Source organism: Planktothricoides sp. SR001 (genome assembly GCF_001276715.1).
GTDB lineage: Bacteria > Cyanobacteriota > Cyanobacteriia > Cyanobacteriales > Laspinemataceae > Planktothricoides > Planktothricoides raciborskii.
In genome coordinates this window covers 86748-104936 of the sequence record NZ_LIUQ01000006.1, presented here as the reverse complement: position 1 = coordinate 104936, position 18189 = coordinate 86748, and the positions used below count along the sequence as shown (strand labels likewise).

The 18189-nt window shown below is 44.9% G+C and carries 19 protein-coding genes; 13 read left to right on the top strand and 6 right to left on the bottom strand.

Annotation, left to right across the window (positions count from 1 at the left end):
* Positions 1-96 precede the first annotated feature (96 nt).
* Positions 97-987, bottom strand: coding sequence for a DUF1848 domain-containing protein (locus tag AM228_RS05720; protein ID WP_054465134.1), 891 nt, complete (start codon positions 985-987; stop codon positions 97-99).
* Positions 988-1297: 310 nt separating this feature from the next.
* On the opposite strand from AM228_RS05720, the gene AM228_RS05715 reads away from it, so the two are divergent.
* On the top strand, positions 1298-2122 hold the full coding sequence (locus AM228_RS05715) for a DUF2993 domain-containing protein (RefSeq protein WP_054465133.1): 825 nt from the start codon (positions 1298-1300) through the stop codon (positions 2120-2122).
* A 224-nt stretch (positions 2123-2346) separates the two neighbouring features.
* Positions 2347-3027, top strand: a complete 681-nt coding sequence (locus AM228_RS05710) for a GerMN domain-containing protein (protein WP_054465132.1) — start codon at positions 2347-2349, stop codon at positions 3025-3027.
* Between the two features lie 66 nt (positions 3028-3093).
* Here the strand turns inward: AM228_RS05710 and AM228_RS05705 are convergent, their stop codons facing one another.
* The 3 genes from AM228_RS05705 to efp form a co-directional block, all read right to left on the bottom strand.
* Positions 3094-3444 (bottom strand): metalloregulator ArsR/SmtB family transcription factor, encoded by a 351-nt coding sequence (locus AM228_RS05705; RefSeq protein WP_054465131.1) that lies wholly within the window; start codon positions 3442-3444, stop codon positions 3094-3096.
* A 187-nt stretch (positions 3445-3631) separates the two neighbouring features.
* Entirely contained in the window at positions 3632-4201 is a 570-nt protein-coding gene (gene accB, locus AM228_RS05700) for an acetyl-CoA carboxylase biotin carboxyl carrier protein (protein ID WP_054465130.1), read from the bottom strand.
* 219 nt (positions 4202-4420) lie between these two features.
* A complete protein-coding gene (gene efp / locus AM228_RS05695; RefSeq protein WP_054465129.1) occupies positions 4421-4978 on the bottom strand; it encodes an elongation factor P in 558 nt (185 codons plus the stop codon).
* Positions 4979-5285: 307 nt separating this feature from the next.
* Here efp and AM228_RS05690 point away from each other — a divergent pair, with 307 nt between their 5' ends.
* From AM228_RS05690 to thiL, 3 genes are all read left to right on the top strand, one after another.
* On the top strand, positions 5286-6437 hold the full coding sequence (locus AM228_RS05690) for a peptidylprolyl isomerase (protein WP_054465128.1): 1152 nt from the start codon (positions 5286-5288) through the stop codon (positions 6435-6437).
* A gap of 631 nt (positions 6438-7068) precedes the next feature.
* The gene (locus tag AM228_RS05685; RefSeq protein WP_231636641.1) at positions 7069-7299 is read left to right on the top strand and encodes a hypothetical protein; all 231 of its coding nucleotides are present in this window, start codon (positions 7069-7071) and stop codon (positions 7297-7299) included.
* A 146-nt stretch (positions 7300-7445) separates the two neighbouring features.
* The gene (gene thiL / locus AM228_RS05680) at positions 7446-8480 is read left to right on the top strand and encodes a thiamine-phosphate kinase (RefSeq protein WP_054465126.1); all 1035 of its coding nucleotides are present in this window, start codon (positions 7446-7448) and stop codon (positions 8478-8480) included.
* Positions 8481-8534: 54 nt separating this feature from the next.
* Here the strand turns inward: thiL and AM228_RS05675 are convergent, their stop codons facing one another.
* Entirely contained in the window at positions 8535-9551 is a 1017-nt protein-coding gene (locus tag AM228_RS05675) for a type I glyceraldehyde-3-phosphate dehydrogenase (protein ID WP_054465125.1), read from the bottom strand.
* Between the two features lie 1191 nt (positions 9552-10742).
* Here AM228_RS05675 and murC point away from each other — a divergent pair.
* The 7 genes from murC to AM228_RS05640 all read left to right on the top strand — a co-directional run bounded on the left by murC (position 10743) and on the right by AM228_RS05640 (position 16459).
* Entirely contained in the window at positions 10743-12275 is a 1533-nt protein-coding gene (murC, locus tag AM228_RS05670; RefSeq protein WP_054465124.1) for a UDP-N-acetylmuramate--L-alanine ligase, read from the top strand.
* A 122-nt stretch (positions 12276-12397) separates the two neighbouring features.
* Positions 12398-13375: a UDP-N-acetylmuramate dehydrogenase gene (gene murB / locus AM228_RS05665; protein ID WP_082348755.1), complete on the top strand. Its 978-nt coding sequence runs from the start codon at positions 12398-12400 to the stop codon at positions 13373-13375.
* 283 nt (positions 13376-13658) lie between these two features.
* A complete protein-coding gene (locus AM228_RS05660) occupies positions 13659-14009 on the top strand; it encodes a YbaB/EbfC family nucleoid-associated protein (RefSeq protein ID WP_054465122.1) in 351 nt (116 codons plus the stop codon).
* Between the two features lie 387 nt (positions 14010-14396).
* Positions 14397-14870 (top strand): low molecular weight protein-tyrosine-phosphatase, encoded by a 474-nt coding sequence (locus AM228_RS05655; RefSeq protein WP_072160675.1) that lies wholly within the window; start codon positions 14397-14399, stop codon positions 14868-14870.
* Between the two features lie 280 nt (positions 14871-15150).
* Positions 15151-15546 (top strand): nuclear transport factor 2 family protein, encoded by a 396-nt coding sequence (locus AM228_RS05650; protein ID WP_054465209.1) that lies wholly within the window; start codon positions 15151-15153, stop codon positions 15544-15546.
* Between the two features lie 162 nt (positions 15547-15708).
* Positions 15709-16155: a TMEM165/GDT1 family protein gene (locus AM228_RS05645; protein ID WP_231636639.1), complete on the top strand. Its 447-nt coding sequence runs from the start codon at positions 15709-15711 to the stop codon at positions 16153-16155.
* Positions 16156-16171: 16 nt separating this feature from the next.
* The gene (locus AM228_RS05640; RefSeq protein ID WP_054465120.1) at positions 16172-16459 is read left to right on the top strand and encodes a TMEM165/GDT1 family protein; all 288 of its coding nucleotides are present in this window, start codon (positions 16172-16174) and stop codon (positions 16457-16459) included.
* 94 nt (positions 16460-16553) lie between these two features.
* Here AM228_RS05640 and AM228_RS05635 read toward each other — a convergent pair whose 3' ends face one another.
* Positions 16554-17069: a DUF4149 domain-containing protein gene (locus AM228_RS05635; RefSeq protein ID WP_054465119.1), complete on the bottom strand. Its 516-nt coding sequence runs from the start codon at positions 17067-17069 to the stop codon at positions 16554-16556.
* A 293-nt stretch (positions 17070-17362) separates the two neighbouring features.
* Between AM228_RS05635 and queC the strand changes: the two genes are divergently transcribed.
* Positions 17363-18037, top strand: a complete 675-nt coding sequence (gene queC / locus AM228_RS05630; protein ID WP_054465118.1) for a 7-cyano-7-deazaguanine synthase QueC — start codon at positions 17363-17365, stop codon at positions 18035-18037.
* Positions 18038-18189: the final 152 nt, after the last annotated feature.

Below are 18189 nucleotides of genomic sequence, written 5' to 3'. Positions count from 1 at the left end.
TATAAAATTAATCTAAATTTATTAGTTAAAATGAATTGCAAATATGTAGAATATTCTGCGATCGCCCAACTTAATTAAAAATTTTAAAATATGCGACTATTCCACTAAAACAGGTGAGTTAGGATCGTGTTTTCGGTAATTTTCGCGGGCGCGATCAAAACTGGTCGTTGCATAGCAATACTGACAGCCAAACAAGCAAGTATCATACATACCAATATCTCGGCTTTGGACACAACCACAAGCTTCTCGTTGACCCAGATCTTTTTGATGATTCACGTCTATGTCAAACACCTCCTTAATATAATCATCATCGATACATTTACCATGCTGAATGCCATAGGCGGATAAATCACAACATTCCGCACAGCTAAAAAGCCTTATCCCATATTTATAGGCAATTTTTGATATTTCTGGCAAAAACTTGTCCTTGACTTCCGGGATATCTGCAAAATTAATAATTTTAATATTTTGTTCTCGTTCAATTGTTTTCAGACGAGGATTATTTTTAGCGTACCGATCCATAAAACTCAAAACGCACCGAGTAGCGGCGGGGAATAATCTATCGGCAATATCGCCGAATTGCTGAAGATGAAACTCGATATCGGTTGCCGAACTAAAAACAATCGGATCGTAGCGCCAAATAACTTTGCGGTAGCCGATCGCCTGGACTAATTCGTGAAATGTGGCGATCGCCCGTTCCCAGGGAATGTTATTCTGGTCTAGAAACCGGGGATTATTCATAATTGTAAACTGAAAATAATATTTATATCCCCGTTCATCTAACTCTCGTAAGGATGACAACAAAGGTTTCGGGTTGCGCGTCCAGAAAACGATAACTTCTACATTTTCTGGAGTTAAATCAATCCGGGAAACTTGCTGGCGATTAAAGGGATTAGGCACCAGGCAGTAGCCCGCACGAATGCGATTCATAAACCATTGATGGTAAAAGGCAGGAATATCAGTCCGTCGGCTGGCACTAATAATCATATTATCTAATCGATCTGTGTAATTATCGCACTACCATAATAGTATATCCCTACTAAATATTATGTAAGCTTTAAAAAATATTGAATATAATTTAAAATATGAGCATATAAATTATTCTAGGCTAGAATAATTTATATTCACTTATTTAATTTAAATTAAACTAATTTCAAGGCAAAACAAGCCCAAAAAACACCAGGTTTACCCTCTACCTATATTATAGACAGTATATACACAGTGCCTAGACTTTGCATTGAGTTTCCATTTTGTTATAAAATGATGTAAACCCACTGGCAAAAACGCCATTGAATTTATGCAAATTATCAACATTATCGTTTCCGGTCTGCTTACCTTGGTTTCCCCAGTTGGGGCTGTTTTCGATCGCGTTGCGGAAAAAGCTGTCCTGGATCAACTTTACGCAGCGGAAGAATTAGAAGTCCGAGTAGATAATACTCCCAATTATCAGTTACTCCAAGGCAAAATAGACCGACTGCGGTTTGCCGGTCGTGGGTTATACCTAACTCCAGAATTTCGGATTGACACCATAGAATTTGAAACGGATCCCTTGGACGTGGATCTGGAACGTTTGCGGGCAGAAAATCAAGGGTCTGTGCCGCAATTTCTGCGCCAACCTTTACAAGGGGCGATCCGGTTAGTGCTTACGGAGGCAGACTTAAATCAAGCCCTGCGATCGCCTGCGGTATTAGAACAACTCCGTCAGGGTCAAGGGACATTTAGCGAGGGCACGGAAGCAGAATCACTGTTACAACGGTATCAACTGGTAAATCCTGAGATTGATTTTTTAGGAGAAAATCGATTAAGCTTGCAAGCAGAAATTCAAGATCAAAGAGACAACGATCGCTTAACAGTGAGGATAGAATCAGAGGTAAGGGTAGTCGAGGGATCTAAAATAAATTTGGTTAACCCAAAGCTGTGGTTGAATGATGAGGAAGCCCCAGCTAATATAAGTCGGGTGCTCGCTAAATTCGTGAATCAAAAGCTGGATTTAACCTCTTTTGACTCCCAAGGACTCCAAGCGCGAGTGATCCAGTTAAATATGAATGGCGAACAAATAGAGATTGTCAGTTTTCTGCGGATCGATAATGCCAAAGTAGCAGCCACTCTGAATCAGCGATGAAATTTTCAGGATGCGGATCGAAAAGCTTTGTATTATTTACCAGTTCTCTCAGCATATTGCTATAATGTAACGTGATATTTGAAACGTGAGATTTGAAATTAGCGATCGCTGCCATAATTCTCACAGCTTGATATTTATACTGGGAATGCAAGGCGCTTTGACTGAATACTAATTTAAATTCCCACCCTAGATTCTGTGCCATCCCAAAGGAGAAAAAACCAGAAATGGAAGAGCAACAAAAAATTAATAAAACACCTGCCGACTTCAAATTTCTTGCGGGTATTTCTGCCCTCGTATTAATCGCTGGTGGCGCCACCGCTGGATGGCTCTGGACTTCTCAGAAATCCGAGTCTCCCGTCACCAAACCAAACCCGGTGGAAACATCGCAACCATCAGTGACACCGAACAATCAAGCAACAACGGTGCCCCCAGAAGTGATCGCCCCCAACACCAATGCCAGCGCCCCCAACGCCAGCAAATCGGTAGACATCTATCTGTTGAAAGATAACGGTCTCAAATCTGAACTGGTGCCGGTGCCCATCAAGATGCAGGGGAAATCTGAACCCGCAGAAATATTAACCGGGGCATTTCAGCAGTTACTTAGCAACCAGGAGAATCAGTCTGACGCTTTCAGCAATATTCCTCAAGGGACTCAACTGCGTAGCCTGACCGTTAAACCTGATGGGATTCATGTTGATTTGTCCCAAGAATTTAAAGATGGCGGTGGCAGTAACTCCATGATTGGTAGACTCCAGCAGGTGCTTTACACCGCTACCAGTTTAGATCCGAATGCTCCCGTGTGGATTTCCGTAGCCGGTGAACCCCTAACAGTTTTAGGGGGTGAAGGATTGGAAGTCCCTCAACCGCTGACTCGGCAGATATTTGAATCTGAGTTTCAACCGTAAACAATTTTCGGTAATGGCGATCAAAAATCGCGAGGGAATTAAGGGCGCTTGAAGAAAGCGCCCTGATTATTTTCCATTGAGGCTGATGTTGCGAAAATGGCGAGCCTGCTGTTCAATCCTCAAAGCGAGGCGATCGCAAACTAACTTACATAATTCAAAAATTAGGGGATCCTCTACTCGATAATAAGCAGAAGTTCCTTCGCTACGACGGGTCAAAATTCCCGCTTGTAGCATCACTTTCAAATGCTTGGAAACATTCGCTTGACTGGTCTCAGTGGCGGCGACTAACTCTTGCACGCATTTTTCCTCATCGCGCAGCAAATTTAAGAGCTTTAGACGCATTGGCTCGCTCAAAATGCTGAAATATTCAGCCACGTGTTGAATCACTTCTGGGGGAACAGGCGGCGTTCCTTTCATGCAAGTTTATCTCAAAGTACCCACGGGCAAATTATAGCATCGATCGTTTTTATAACAATCAAGTAATAAATATTCGTCAGAATTCAGCATATTGATAGACTCTGGCCAAAAATCAGCCCTAAAAAAATCAATCCACCCCGGCAGATCGAATCAATACCGAGGTGATTTCTTAAATAGTCAATTGATATTAATCCGGTTGAATCCGCATTAAAACTTGCTCATATTCCACCGGCTGGGCATTATCAACCACAATTTCCATCACTTGACCAGACACTTCGGCCTCGATCTCATTCATCAGCTTCATTGCTTCAATAATGCAGACCGTTTGACCAATGCTGACGCGATCGCCAACCTTGACAAAAGGAGGCTCGTCTGGGGCTGGGGCGCGATAGAAAGTACCCACCATCGGGGCAGTCACCACTACCCACTTATTGTCTAGGGATGGGGGTGCGGCGGGGGTGCCTGGAGATGAGGCACCTGCTTTCAGGCTCGGTTCGCCAGCCGCCGCCGAAGGCATGGGCGAAATGGGTGTTGCGGGAACCGTTGCCCCAGAAACAGAAGAGATATCTTCTGGAACACCCATCACTTTATCTGTAATTTGTAACTTGGGAGCCACCGGAGGAAAGACTCGTTCCCCATCAGCAATCCCTTTACGCACCGTGAGTTCCAAATCGCCGCTTTTTAAGATCATCTCGGAAATATCAGTTTGATCTAAAGCGGCGATTAGCTCTCGGAGTTGGTTTAAGTCCAATTCCACAGTTGATTTGACCCCTTCATATGGCGCGATCGATCGGTGAGCGGGAAAAGTTCTGGCTTTCGGAGATCAAACAATTCTGTGGCTTTCGCCCTGATGAGCAAACATCAGCGTCGATGCTTAAACTCAACTGATTCCGAGTGCCAGCCTCGCGGCCTGCCGATCGCCTTACTCTAAACATTTACTGAATCACAAGCAATGAATCACAAGCCAAGCGGCTGATTATTCACGACCCAAGTAGCTATCATTGCGCGTATCAATTTTGATCCGCTCGCCAATAGAAATAAACAAAGGAACCATTACTTGAGCGCCTGTGGAAACAATCGCGGGCTTGGTGCCACCTGTTGCCGTGTCACCTTTAACTCCTGGATCGGTTTGGGTCACTTCTAAAACTACAGAATTGGGTAGTTCCACTTCTAGGACTTGGCCGTTCCAGGTAATCACATTCACTTCCATACTTTCTGTGAGATACTTAACGCGATCTCCAATCTGGTCTGGATTCAAGCGGGCTTCTTCGTAAGTTTCCATATCCATAAAGACGAACTGTTCGCCCTCTTTATAGGTATGCTGCATGGTACGTTTTTCTAAGGTGGCTTGAGGGACAGTTTCCCCAGCGCGGAACGTCCGCTCAACAACGCTCCCACTCTGCACGTTTTTTAGCTTGGTTCGCACAAAGGCAGAACCTTTACCGGGCTTCACGTGGAGAAATTCTACCACCCGCCAAACCGCCCCATCTAATTCAATCGTGACGCCTGGTCGAAAATCGTTACTGGAAATCATTAATTTTATCTAGGGGAGAACAATCGGCATTTTATTGTACCGCGAGCGTACACGATTACTCATTTAACCTACTTAATGTTTTTTGGCTATTATTACCGATTAATTATTAAAAATTTGTTATAAAATCGAAAAACGGGAGTCATTCAGCCCCCAAGAATCACCAAGAATCACCAAGAATCACCAATAATGGTGACTAATGGTGGCGATCGCCAAGATTTTGCCAGAATAATCCACCGAATTCCATGAATCGACCGGCGCGGTGTGGGAAGATTTCATAGACGCCTTTGTTGATCTCAAAAACCAATCCATGCCTTTTTCGAGCAAAAAAATCACAAATTTATTAAAAAGTTGGCTGAAAACTAGCCTATTGCTCCTGCTGCTAGTCAACTTATCCATCGGTCTTAGTGCTGCCGCTTGGTGGGACTCTGGCAGTAGCCAAACCCCTCAGAAGCGTGAAAGCATTTTGCCACCGGGAAATGCGATTACCAATCCCAAAGCTCTGTTACGCTACGCTTTACCCATTGACAATCAACCCATCCGCAAAATCCAAAGCTTGTTGGAAAGTATCTCCGACGAACTGCGGGCTAAACGCTGGAAACCCATCGAGGGCTATATCTCAAAGGTAGAAGTCATCCTGAAAACTCAGGACGATCAAATTCTCCAAGATATTCCCGAAGCGAAACAAGCTGAAGCCCAGGCTCTGATTGCTCAAATCCAAGCAGACCTCAACTCGTTACGCACAGCGGTTGTGGCTGAAAATAAACCCAGCACTCAGCAAGCGCGAAATCAACTTTTAGACTTGGTGGGAGAAATTGAGTCATTAATGGTGAAAGAATTTCCCTTTGAAGTTCCTTCAGAATATAGTCATCTACCCCAGTTAAAAGGTCGCGCTACGGTGCAGATGGAAACTGAGTTCGGTTACCTAACAATGGTTGTAGATGGTTACAGTGCCCCGGTTACAGCGGGTAATTTTGTGGATCTGGTGCAACGCGGTTTCTATGACGGTTTAGAATTTACTCGCGCCGAGGGTTCTTATGTCCTCCAAACCGGAGATCCACCGGGAAAAGAAGAAGGGTTTATCGATCCAAAAACTGGCGAATATCGCAATATTCCTTTGGAAATTTTACTCCGAGGCTACGATAAGCCGATTTATGGCATTACCTTAGAAGATGCCGGTCTATATCGGGAAAAGCCGGTTCTTCCTTTCTCGGCTTATGGGGCTTTAGCAATGGCTAGACCGGAAGAAGAACCAGATGGTGGTTCTTCACAGTTTTTCTTTTTCTTGTTTGAACCAGAATTGACTCCCGCTGGTTTGAATTTACTCGATGGACGCTATAGCGTTTTTGGCTTTGTCACCGAAGGTAAAGAGGTTTTGGAGAAACTGAAACGGGGAGATAAAATTCTCTCGGCCAAAGTCATTGAAGGGGCAGAAAATTTACAGTCTCCTCAAAGTATCTAAGCAGGATATGTCAGATATTGCCTCAGACATTGTCTCAGACATTGCCTCAGACATTGCCTCAGATATCATTGACGATTTCGCCCTGGAAAACTTCTGATTTTCCCTAAAGGGAGATTCCCGGCGATTAGTCACAAAAAAACCCGTTTGTTAAAAAAAACGGGTTTTTTTGTGGAAATCCTGAAGCCTGATGATACCAAATACGGTTGTCAAAACCAGTTTATCAAGCCATATGTCATTCCCGCCTTCGCGGGAATCAAGAAGCGTTTTAGGTGATTCCCTCCCATAGCTCATGCGAGGGAATCGTATGGGCGAGAAAGCGAATCGCCCGTACAGGAGAACCGGATTTGGTATGAGATATAGCGCTTCTTATTGGATGAATTACAGAGGTTTTCTGGATTCCCGCCTGCGCGGGAATGACAAATTTTTTTGGTACTTCATAACTCCGAGAAGTGCTATAATGAACCAAAGGAGCGATCGCTTTATTATATAATGATTATTGTCTCAATGGTTTCAATTGCTTAAAATATTGAATTTAATCTATTACTACCAAGAGAGAAATACTATGCCAATTTTAGAATTTTTAGTAGCGTTCGGAATAGGAGTATTATCATTTCTATTCCTATCGAATACCATGAGTAAAAAAAATATTATGCAAAGACTTGATGAGGCATTTTATCAGCTTTTAGAATCAGAAAATGGTCACATTACGCTGATTCAATTGGCCACCACTGCTAGAGTGGACGCGGAAGTAACTCGCGCCTACTTAGAACATCAAGCCAAAGCGTTTGATGCTACTTTAGAAGTCGATGCTGATGGCGATTCTTTTTATCGTTTTCCTAAACTTCATCAAGGAAATAAATAATTGATATATCAATTATTTATGATAAAAATTGATTGGTTAATTTTTGGTAATTTTATTTTTATTTATGCTAAAATAAATCAAACATTTTTATGTTAATTACATCAAAATAAGAAAAATTTAATTAAATAAATTCGGCGGAATTGGTAATGGTTAACAATAATGTAGATTCCCTGAAAGTTGCCGAGATTGGCGAACAGGGACTTTTGCAACGATTACACCAGTTTTGTCCCTCAGAGATTATTGGGGATGATGGAGCGGCGATCGCCTGGAAATCCGATCGCGGCGAAAACCTGGTCGTGACCACCGATGTGTTAGTGGATCGAGTCCATTTTAGCGATCGCACCACTTCGGCCCAAGATGTCGGTTGGCGAGCCGCTGCTGCGAACTTATCGGATTTGGCAGCAATGGGCGCCGCACCCATTGGCATTACCGTGGGCTTGGGACTGCCAGGGCAAACCCCCGTCCGCTGGGTGGAAGAACTTTATCAGGGAATGGTCAGTTGCCTGAATCGTTATCACACGCCGATTCTGGGTGGGGATGTGGTGCGATCGGCGGTGATTACCATTGCGATTACAGCGTTGGGGCAAGGGTCGCCAAAACAGGTGATTCGGCGGTCAACGGCTCAACCGGGAGATGCGATAGTGGTGACTGGGGCACATGGAGGGTCGCGGGCTGGTTTAGAACTGCTGCTCAACCCAGAGTTAAAAGGTCAACTCACCCCGGAAAACTATCAAGTTTTGGTGCGATCGCATCAACGCCCCATCCCCAGACTGGACATTTTGCCAATTTTGTTATCCTTAACTCAGAGCGATGGAGCGTCGATCCGCGTCAGTGGCATGGACAGCAGCGATGGTCTGGCGGATGCAGTCTACCAAATGGCCAGCACCAGTGGCACGGGAGCCATCATTCAGGCGGACAAAATACCAATACTCCCGGCCTTATTAGACTGGGTGCCACCGGCAAAAGCTCTAGAGTGGGCTTTATACGGAGGTGAAGACTTTGAACTCGTCCTCTGTTTACCCCCAGCCACTGCCCGGGCATTGGTGGAAACATTGGGTCCGATGAGTGCCATTATCGGCACCATCACAAAAGAAACCGGCGTCTGTTTAGTCCACAGCGCCGGTGTTAATCATATAGAATCTTTAACTGGTCAAAAAGGATTTGAGCATTTCAAATTCTAGAGAGGTCACTGGTCAGCAAATCTCTAGAAAGCTCAAATCTTTTTTAAGCAATTTTTAAGCGACCCACTTTTGGGCCACCAGTTCAGCCAGGTCAACCACCCGCTGACTATAACCCCATTCGTTGTCGTACCAGCCGACCACTTTCACCATATCTCCACCCATGACCAAAGTGAGGCTGGAGTCTACGATAGAAGACTCATCAGTTCCTTTGTAATCACTGGAAACTAAAGGTTCATCGGTATATCCGAGAATTCCTTTCAGGGAACCGTGGGCGGCATCATGCAGGGCTTGATTGACTTCTTCCACAAAGGTTTTCTTCTCAACTTGGGCTACGAAGTCTACCACAGACACATTGGGAGTAGGAACCCGCAAGGCAATCCCATTGAGTTTTCCGGCCACCGCTGGGTAAACCAAAGCCACGGCTTGAGCCGCCCCAGTGCTGGTGGGAACAATGTTCATCGCGGCAGCCCGGGCCCGACGCACATCCCGGTGGCTGGCGTCTAAGAGACGCTGGTCGCCGGTATAGCTGTGAGTGGTGGTCATGGTGCCTTTGATGATGCCGAAATGCTCGTGGAGGACTTTGACGATTGGCGCCAAGCAGTTGGTAGTACAACTGGCGTTGCTCAGAACGGCGTACTCTTCGTGGGTGTACTCGTGATGGTTGACCCCCATCACATAAGTGCCGACGCCACTCCCTTTTCCAGGAGCAGTAATCAGGACTTTCTTGGCTCCCGCTTCAATATGCTTGGAGGCGCCCTCTTTGCTGACAAACACCCCAGTAGATTCGATAATTAAGTCAATATCCCAGTCTTTCCAGGGCAAGTTTAAGGGGTTGCGATCGGAGACGCATTTGATCGTCTTGCCGTTGACCGTAATGGAGTTCTCATCCGCACTGATATCAGCGTTCAACTTACCCAACATGGTGTCGTATTTGAGCAGATGGGAGTTGATTTTTGGGTCTGAAGTGTCATTGATTCCAACCACTTCGAGTTGACTATCAGTGCGGGTGAGCCAGCAGCGCAGAAAATTACGTCCAATCCGTCCAAAACCGTTAATCGCGACTCTAACCACTAGATACCTCCTAAATTTTTATACTTCCCTATCCACAACTAGCCAGAAGCTACTGTTGTGTTTGATTAATTGTGAGCGATATGATCTGGCTTGCTTCTGAAATTTAGGGCTGATGTCCCCTATCCCTGGATTTCTTCTGCCGATTCCTTTGGTGTTTTGCGCCACGTTTCTCTACTTCCTGCTGAAATTTAACAGGTGGTAGGGAGTCCTTTTGACGAGATCCACACAAGTCACCTCAAACAATCAGAGATTAAATAATCAGACAGTTAAATCCGCACCTGATTCAGGATTTTATCCTGAATGGGTTAATTCCCATAGTTATATGCACAATTCTCCCGTCTAAGTCGGGTGAGCTTGTTTAGCATCAGCCTCGGATAATTCCAGAAAAGTCAAGATTCAGTAATGACCCAGATCATACCGCAAAGGCTGACCAACTCAACCAACCACGTCGATCGCATGCATATTCATTTGGTAGTTTTGACTCTCGTATTTTTCAGTTTTTACTTTGGAGACTGCCGCACTAGGGGGATCGCCTTTGCATATGATGCTTGATTTCACGACAGGCGATCGCCGGAACGCCGGAATGTTTCTCTCTCGATGGAGCATAATTCAGAAACATTGAGTCTCAGTTGCAGTCTGTCGGAGATAGCCGATCGAACTTTGATCCGTCAAACCGTAGATAAACTAATGAAAAAACTTAAAAAATATAGGTTTTGTATATATGTTAGGTCAAGCAAGAATGCTCCCATCTGTTCTCTGGTGACAGTGAATTGGTGAGCCAATCGGTATCCTGTAGACTCAAATGCATATTTATCTGGCGTTTTCATCCCTCGTTGCACAACAAATTCCCCGACTTTGACCCCAAGGAAAGTGGTTTGTTGCCGAGCGATCGAAGTGGATTAGAATAAGCAGATAGCTGGCTAAGGGATTGGGCTTTTTGCGATCGTAAAAACTCCCATTCAGGACAGGGTTGGATAAAAGCTGTTTTTAAAGTTACTGTAGAACCAGAAATTTAAAAATGTTCAGGAAATGGCAGCACAGTCCTCGTATAAACGTTTAAGATATTGCTCAAGCTGATGGAGGCTGGATCTTCCTACGGTGATGACTGAACTATGATGGCGGAGTTGAACCGAGAAAAACAATTATTGGTATGATATCGCGTGTTATTGGTGTGGCGTGCAAGGAGCTAAAATGTCAAATTCAATCGATTTGAACGGTAGACCTTTTCATTTTCTCGGCATCGGCGGAATTGGAATGTCAGCCCTGGCTTATATTCTAGCTAAACGGAATTTGCCAGTGTATGGTTCGGATATTCGTCCGAGCCATATTACTGAAAGACTCCAGGAAATTGGCGCTCATATATTTTGGCGTCAAGATGCCAGTAATTTAGAATTTTTCGTTTCTAGACTCCAGGGATTAGGAGACAACGGATCTCCAGTCGCGGTAAATGCTGACGGCAGAAACGGACATTCCCAGACCCGATCGAAGGAAGCGAAACCCGCGAATAGTGCCTTGCCCCAGGTGATTTGTTCTACAGCGATCGCCTCTGATAATCCTGAGTACCAAGCTGCGGTCAATTTAGGCTGCCCGATTTTTCACCGATCGGATTTGTTGGCAGCCCTGATTCAGGAGTCTCAAAGTATTGCTGTAGCCGGAACTCATGGGAAAACCACTACCAGTAGCGCTATTAGCCATGTCCTGTTTAAGGCGGGTCTGGATCCGACCATTGTCGTGGGTGGGGAGGTCAATACTTGGGGCGGCAATGCCTATGCCGGAACCGGGCGATTTTTAGTCGCGGAAGCGGATGAGTCTGATGGATCTTTGGTCAAGTTTGGCGCCAAAATTGGCGTGATTACTAATATTGAACTGGATCATCCAGATCATTATCAAAGCCTCGAAGAAGTGATCCAGATTTTTCAGGTGTTTCGCGATCGCTGTACTGATTTGGTGGGCTGCATTGACTGTTCCACGGTGCGAGAACAAATTAAACCGAAGATTTCTTACGGTCTGAACCCAGATTTTAACCCCGACTACACCGTGTCTTCGGTAGTTTATGGTGCCGATGGCACCACCGCCGAGGTTTGGGAACGCGGTAAAATATTAGGTGAATTGTTTGTGCCTTTGCTGGGTGAACATAATTTGAGTAATGCCCTGGCCGTGGTCGCGGTCAGTCGTCACCTAGGCTTGGATTTTGCCGTAATTAGTGAGGCGATCGCTTCTTTTCAGGGTGCCCGTCGTCGCTTTGAGCATCGCGGTGAATACCACAATATTCTGTTTGTTGATGATTATGCCCACCACCCCAGTGAAATTCGCGCCACTCTGAAGGCAGCACAACTGCACGTCAGCAGTCCATTATCTCGGCAAAAGCGGATTGTGGCCATTTTTCAACCCCACCGTTACAGCCGAACTGAAGCATTTCTGCCAGAATTTGCTGCATCTTTACAAGCGGCAGATGTGGTCGTGGTCAGCGATATTTATGCCGCTGGGGAAAAAAATGTCCACAACATGAGCGGTGCTAATGTTGCTGATATCATTAAAACAGTTCATCAGAACGTACATTATCAACCTTCTTTGCCGTTGGTGTCTCAGTTGCTCCAAAAAATACTTGTTCCAGGGGATTTAGCATTATTTCTGGGTGCTGGTAATTTAAATCAGATCATTCCTGAGTTGATGGCGTATTATCAGGAAATGGAGCTTTGTCACCCTGCTGGTTCTTGCTCCTAATCATCCCCTGAATCCGATCGCAAAAGCTGCCTAAAACAAACTGTTAGAGATGCGAGCGATCGCATCTGCACTAAAAATGAAGTAGCTGTTAGTTCAGCTGTTAATTGAAATACTTGGATATTATGACTGTTTCTTATCAGACGAGGCGGGTGGTAAATCCCACGATCGGTGTTCCCACCAACACACAACCAGAATCGATGTACTTGCCTGGAACTAAATGTCCCTTGAAATCGCAAGTGAAACTAGCCCCTTTAACCTCCTTCCGAGTAGGTGGACCTGCCCAATGGTATGTTTCACCCAAAAACCTCGAAGAACTTAAACAAAGTTTCGCTTGGGCTACGGAACAACAATTGCCGATTACTTTGCTCGGTGCTGGATCGAATTTACTCGTAAGCGATCGCGGTTTACCGGGTTTGGTGATTGGCACTAAAGGTCTGCGTCACACTCATTTTGATCTAGAAACAGGTCAAGTCCGAGTGGCCGCAGGTCAGTCGATCGCCCGTTTAGCTTGGAAAGCGGCTGAGTTGGGGTGGGAAGGTTTGGAATGGGCTGTGGGAATTCCCGGCACTGTCGGCGGTGCGGTGGTGATGAATGCTGGCGCTCATGGGAGTTGTGCGGCGGATATTCTGGTGGATACTCAAGTCCTATCCCCAGACGGAGCCGTTGAATTGTTGTCACTCAAAGACTTGGGTTATCGCTATCGGACTTCGGTGTTGCAAGGGGGCGATCGCTTGGTGACAGAAGCGACCTTCCAACTCAAACCTGGAGCCGATCCCGCGAAAGTGACTGCCACTACAGCAGAACAGTTGGAACAGCGACGGCTGACTCAGCCTTATCATTTGCCCAGTTGTGGTAGTGTGTTTCGCAACCCTGGAGGTCAACATGGGGCTGGATGGTTAATTGAGCAAATGGGTTTGAAAGGTTATCAAATTGGTTCTGCCCAGGTTGCCGAGCGTCATGCTAATTTTATTCTCAACTGTGGCGGTGCCAAGGCGATGGATATCTATCGGTTAATTCTTTACGTCCAAGAACAAGTGGAAAACCATTGGTCTGTAAAGTTAGAACCGGAAGTCAGAATCTTGGGTCAGTTTACGGCTTGATTCTCAAGCTTGTAGCTATTATCCACAATTCAGTCAGCATTAGCCTCCAGAAATCGGGTGAGTCGTTAAACGACTCACCCGATTTTGGCGATCGCCCTTGGGGAGATCCACCCTTGCCGTCGGGATGCCTCAGATTTAGAGCAGTATTCCGATCGGCGTCTCTAGAATCAGCCCGATCTGACCGCCCTATAGCTGGTTTTATATGCATGAAAAGAAGCTTGTGATCTTTAGTAAGTTAAAATAACTGGATGTAACCTTAAACTCCGAAGAGAAAAAACTCATTATGTCAAAAGGACAAGGACAGGGATTTGGTTTCGGTCTGGGAAAAATGAAAGAACTGACCGAAGCATTCAAAAAAGCCCAACAAGTACAAGAAGGAGCAAAAAAACTTCAGGAAGATTTGGATGAACTCGAAGTCACCGGAGAAGCGGGCGGTGGTTTGGTGAAAGTCATCGTCAGTGGCAACCAGGAACCCCGCCGGGTGGAAATCTCCCCAGATGTCATGGGAGAAGGTGCTGATGTCGTCTCTGAACTGGTGACTCAAGCAGCGAAAGACGCTTATATCAAGTCTACGACGACGATGCGTGAGAAAATGGAAGAACTGACAGGTGGGCTGAGTCTCCCAGGCTTGTAATCCCAATCGCAGTGAGTTCCGGCAAAATGCTTTTGAGGCAATGTCTTGGCTTCAAATCCCTTTTCAGGATATGGGATCGATCTTTTGATGGGATGATCTCGAAATACATCTGATTTATTTTGACCGAACTCACTCCGTTGAAGCATTGTTAAAGCATTGTTGAAGCATTGTTGAAGCATTGTTGAAGCATTGTTGAAGCATTGTTGAAGCATTGTTGAAGCATTGTTGAAGCATTTTTGATGATTTCCGATGCTCTGCACAATTATCAGTCATCAGTCATCAAAAATGCTGGCTTTACCCAGTTATTTGGGGATAATTAAATTAAAATTATTTGAGAATTGGCTCAAATTTAGTTGCTAAAATAAATCAGGTTGATTACTGGAAATTATGCCGTATAAGTTACTATTTGTTTGTCTAGGAAATATTTGCCGATCGCCCGCCGCCGAAAATATTATGAATCATAAGATTCAAGAGAGAAATTTGGGCGATCGCATTGTCTGTGATTCCGCCGGTACTTCCAGTTATCATATTGGTTCTCCTCCCGACAAAAGAATGGTGTCAACGGCAAAAAAACGCGGGATGGAATTCACAGGTCAAGCCAGACAATTTAAAGCATCAGATTTTGAAAAGTTTGACTTTATTTTAGCAATGGATCGCGATAATTATTGGGACATTTTATCTTTAGATACCCATAGTAAATATCGGGATAAAGTTAAAATGATGTGTGATTTTTGCCGTAACCATAATGTGAAAGAAGTCCCGGATCCTTACTATGGTGGCCCCGAAGGATTTAATCACGTCATTGATTTATTAATGGATGCTTGTGACGGATTGCTGGAATCCCTAGATTTGAAGGATTAAGGATTTCGGTAAATTTGGGACATTTTTCTGGGAAATTTTTCTGGGTTCTGAGCGGGCGATATTTTCTGAGAGTTTATACCATTTACAAAAAATCATGGTAGGGGCGCTACGTCCAAGCGCCCCCGCACATTGCGATCGCTTGGGGTGCTTTGCATTGCGCCCCTAGATCAGCCCAAATAAATCTCGTATAAGTAATTTAAGTCATTTAAATAATTTAATTAATTATTTAATTTAAACTAAGAATTAGTTTAAATAATTATCACTTTCAATGGTGGCCATAATGAGCGAAAAATCACAAAACACTCTCACCATTGCTCACCAAGCATTTAACCATTTTACCCAAGGGTTAGCCACGGGAGAATGGGAACCTTTTTTAGCCATGCTAACCGATGATTTTAGTTTTTGGTTTCCTGTGGGTCAATTCCACGGATTAAATCAAGGAAAAGAACGAGCCCGAGAGTTTTTTCAATATGCTTCCGAGGCTTACAGTGAGGGATTGACAGTCACCTTAGATCGCGTGACCAGCAATGAAAATACGGTTGTTTTTGAGTTTCGGGATGAAGGGCCGATGTGGGGACAGCCTTATAAAAATCGCGTCGCTGTTTCTTTTGATGTTCGCGAAGATAAAATTTGTTTTTATCGGGAATATTTTGGCAGTGATGGCAAATCCAATTAAATCCATTTAAATCCATGATGATGCCTGCTGTGCTGATTCGGTCTGATTCGGTATCCCCTGAATCCGTAAGACTATTTTTTGATGGGTTGCCATTTCCGGTGAGAATCTGGGAAGATCGGATGCAGTAAGATGACCAATTCCTAGCGTTAAATACAATTGCCCGTGAATACATCTCCTAAATTTTCTAGTGTTTCGGTGACTGATGCTACAGCGGCTGATGCCATTGATGTCATTGAGTCCGATCGCCCTTCCTCCGCGATCGCCCAGTCAAATCTACCGGAACCGCAAACGGATCCGGAACCCAGCGAACCCTTTACCCCAACCATTGACCCTGGTGCGGTGGCGGTTTTGGGTTCAACCTTTGTAACGATATTTTTTGCCGAGGTTGGGGATAAAACTCAACTGGCGGTTTTGTTAATGAGTGCTGAATCTGAAAAACCTTGGGTTGTGTTTGCGGGTGCAGCTTGTGCCTTGATTGCGACGAGTTTGTTAGGGGTGATGCTAGGAAAGTGGCTCTCCACTCGTGTGTCCCCAAAAACTTTAGAACGTTCGGCGGCAGTGGTGTTGCTGTTTATTTCCGCCACCTTGCTTTGGGATGTGTTGCATTAATTATTACAACTAAACTATGGATTGGCAACTTTTGGGACTGAGTTTTATTACGGTATTTTTGGCGGAGTTAGGCGACAAAAGTCAATTAGCCGCGATCGCCCTCGGAGGCAGTTCTAAACATCCGAATGCGGTGTTTTTGGGCACCGCTGGGGCTTTGGTATTGGCGACTTTAATCGGTGTTTTACTTGGAGAAGGAACCGCTTTGCTGTTGCCAACTCGTGTAGTGAAGGCGATCGCCGCCATTGGTTTTGCTATCATGGCTGTCAAGTTACTCTGGCCAGAAAACGAGGAATCAGAAAGTTAAGTTTCCGCACCAAAATCAAAACCCCGGCTTGATAAAAAGCCGGGGTTTTTGTTGATTATTGTTTAATATTTCACAGATTTACTGAATCATTTACCTATTCAGAAATCAAATGTTCATGGTGGTGGATAAACCAGCCCAAGACAATGGTTCCAGCGCCTAATTTCAGCATTTCTAAAACCCAATAACCGGCGTGCATTTGATTCATTACTACGGGGGCTGGGGCGGCGGGGTCAAACAGATTAAGCTGCATTCCCAAAGCACTCATTTGAGGAGTTAAGCCATAGGTATCAAATAACGCAACAGCCATGAGCATCAGGGAGCAAATAATGGCGATTAAATTTTTATTTTCTCCTTCTTTTTGCAATGCTAAAGTGGTAAAAAGTCCAGTTAAAACTAGGGCGGCACAAACTAATTCAATCCGATTAAAAACTGAAAACATTGTATAACCCGCTGAGGCAAAATCCGATTGAGTCATCATGCCGGAGGCATACATACTGGGCATAATTACCGCATCTAATAGGAGCAAAGCACTGAGCCAGAAGCCTAAAGTTAAGATGGCGACGGTTTGCCATAAGGGTTGTTTATTTTCAAATGTAGGAATCGTTGACATAATAATTACCTTTGATTTCTTTGATTTTTTATCGATGTTTCTACTATAGCGAAGTTTTCCCAAAAAAGATATGAAGTAATTTTGCAAAAAGATACAAATTGCATCAAATTAGAGGGTATTTACGGTTATTATTGTGAATAAATATTAAGCAAAGGGACTAATGGGCTGGTTGATGAGTATTTATGCTGATTTTTTCCGCAGCGCCCAAGGCATCAGGTGGTTGTGATTAATCAGTAATTGGTAATATATCCCAAAGATTCCGATCTATTTGTAATGTATTAACAGGAAAATCCGTGAAAGCAGTCATTTTATTGTCGGGAGGACTTGATTCCTCGACGGTGCTGTATCAAGCGAAGGCCGATGGTTGTGAATGTTATGCAATTTCGTTTGATTACCAACAACGGCATCGCCGCGAGTTGGATTCGGCAGCAGCGATCGCGAGGGTCGCAGGAGTGGTGGCCCATCAGGTGATTACCTTTGATTTGCGGCAGTGGGGGGGGTCAGCGTTAACCGATGATGGGATTGATTTGCCGGAAGGGCGATCGCTCTCGGAAATGGCAAGTCAAATTCCGGTGACTTATGTCCCAGCCCGAAATACGATATTTCTCAGTTTTGCTTTGGCTTATGCGGAGGCGATCGCTGCCGAACGAGTCTATATTGGGGTCAATGCTTTGGACTATTCGGGATATCCCGATTGTCGCCCAGATTACATTCAAGCGATGCAGGAAGTGTTTCGTCTGGGGACAAAACAAGGTCGCGAAGGACAGGCGATCGCTATTATCAGCCCCTTACTGGAGTTGCACAAAACCGAAATTATTCAATTAGGCAATAAATTGGGCGTCCCTTGGCAACATACTTGGTCTTGTTATGCCGGAGAGGAAAAAGCTTGTGGGGTCTGTGACTCCTGCCAATTGCGGTTAGCGGCTTTTGCTGAATTGGGCTTATCGGATCCGTTGCCTTATCGGTAATGGGGAGCGGGGTGTAGGGTGTAGGGTGTAGGGTGTAGGGAGAAGCCGCCGTCGTGTAGGGTGTAGGGTGTAGGGAGAAGCCGCCGTCGTGTAGGGTGTAGGGTGTAGGGTGTAGGGAGAAGCCGCCGTCGTGTAGGGTGTGGGGGGAAGAG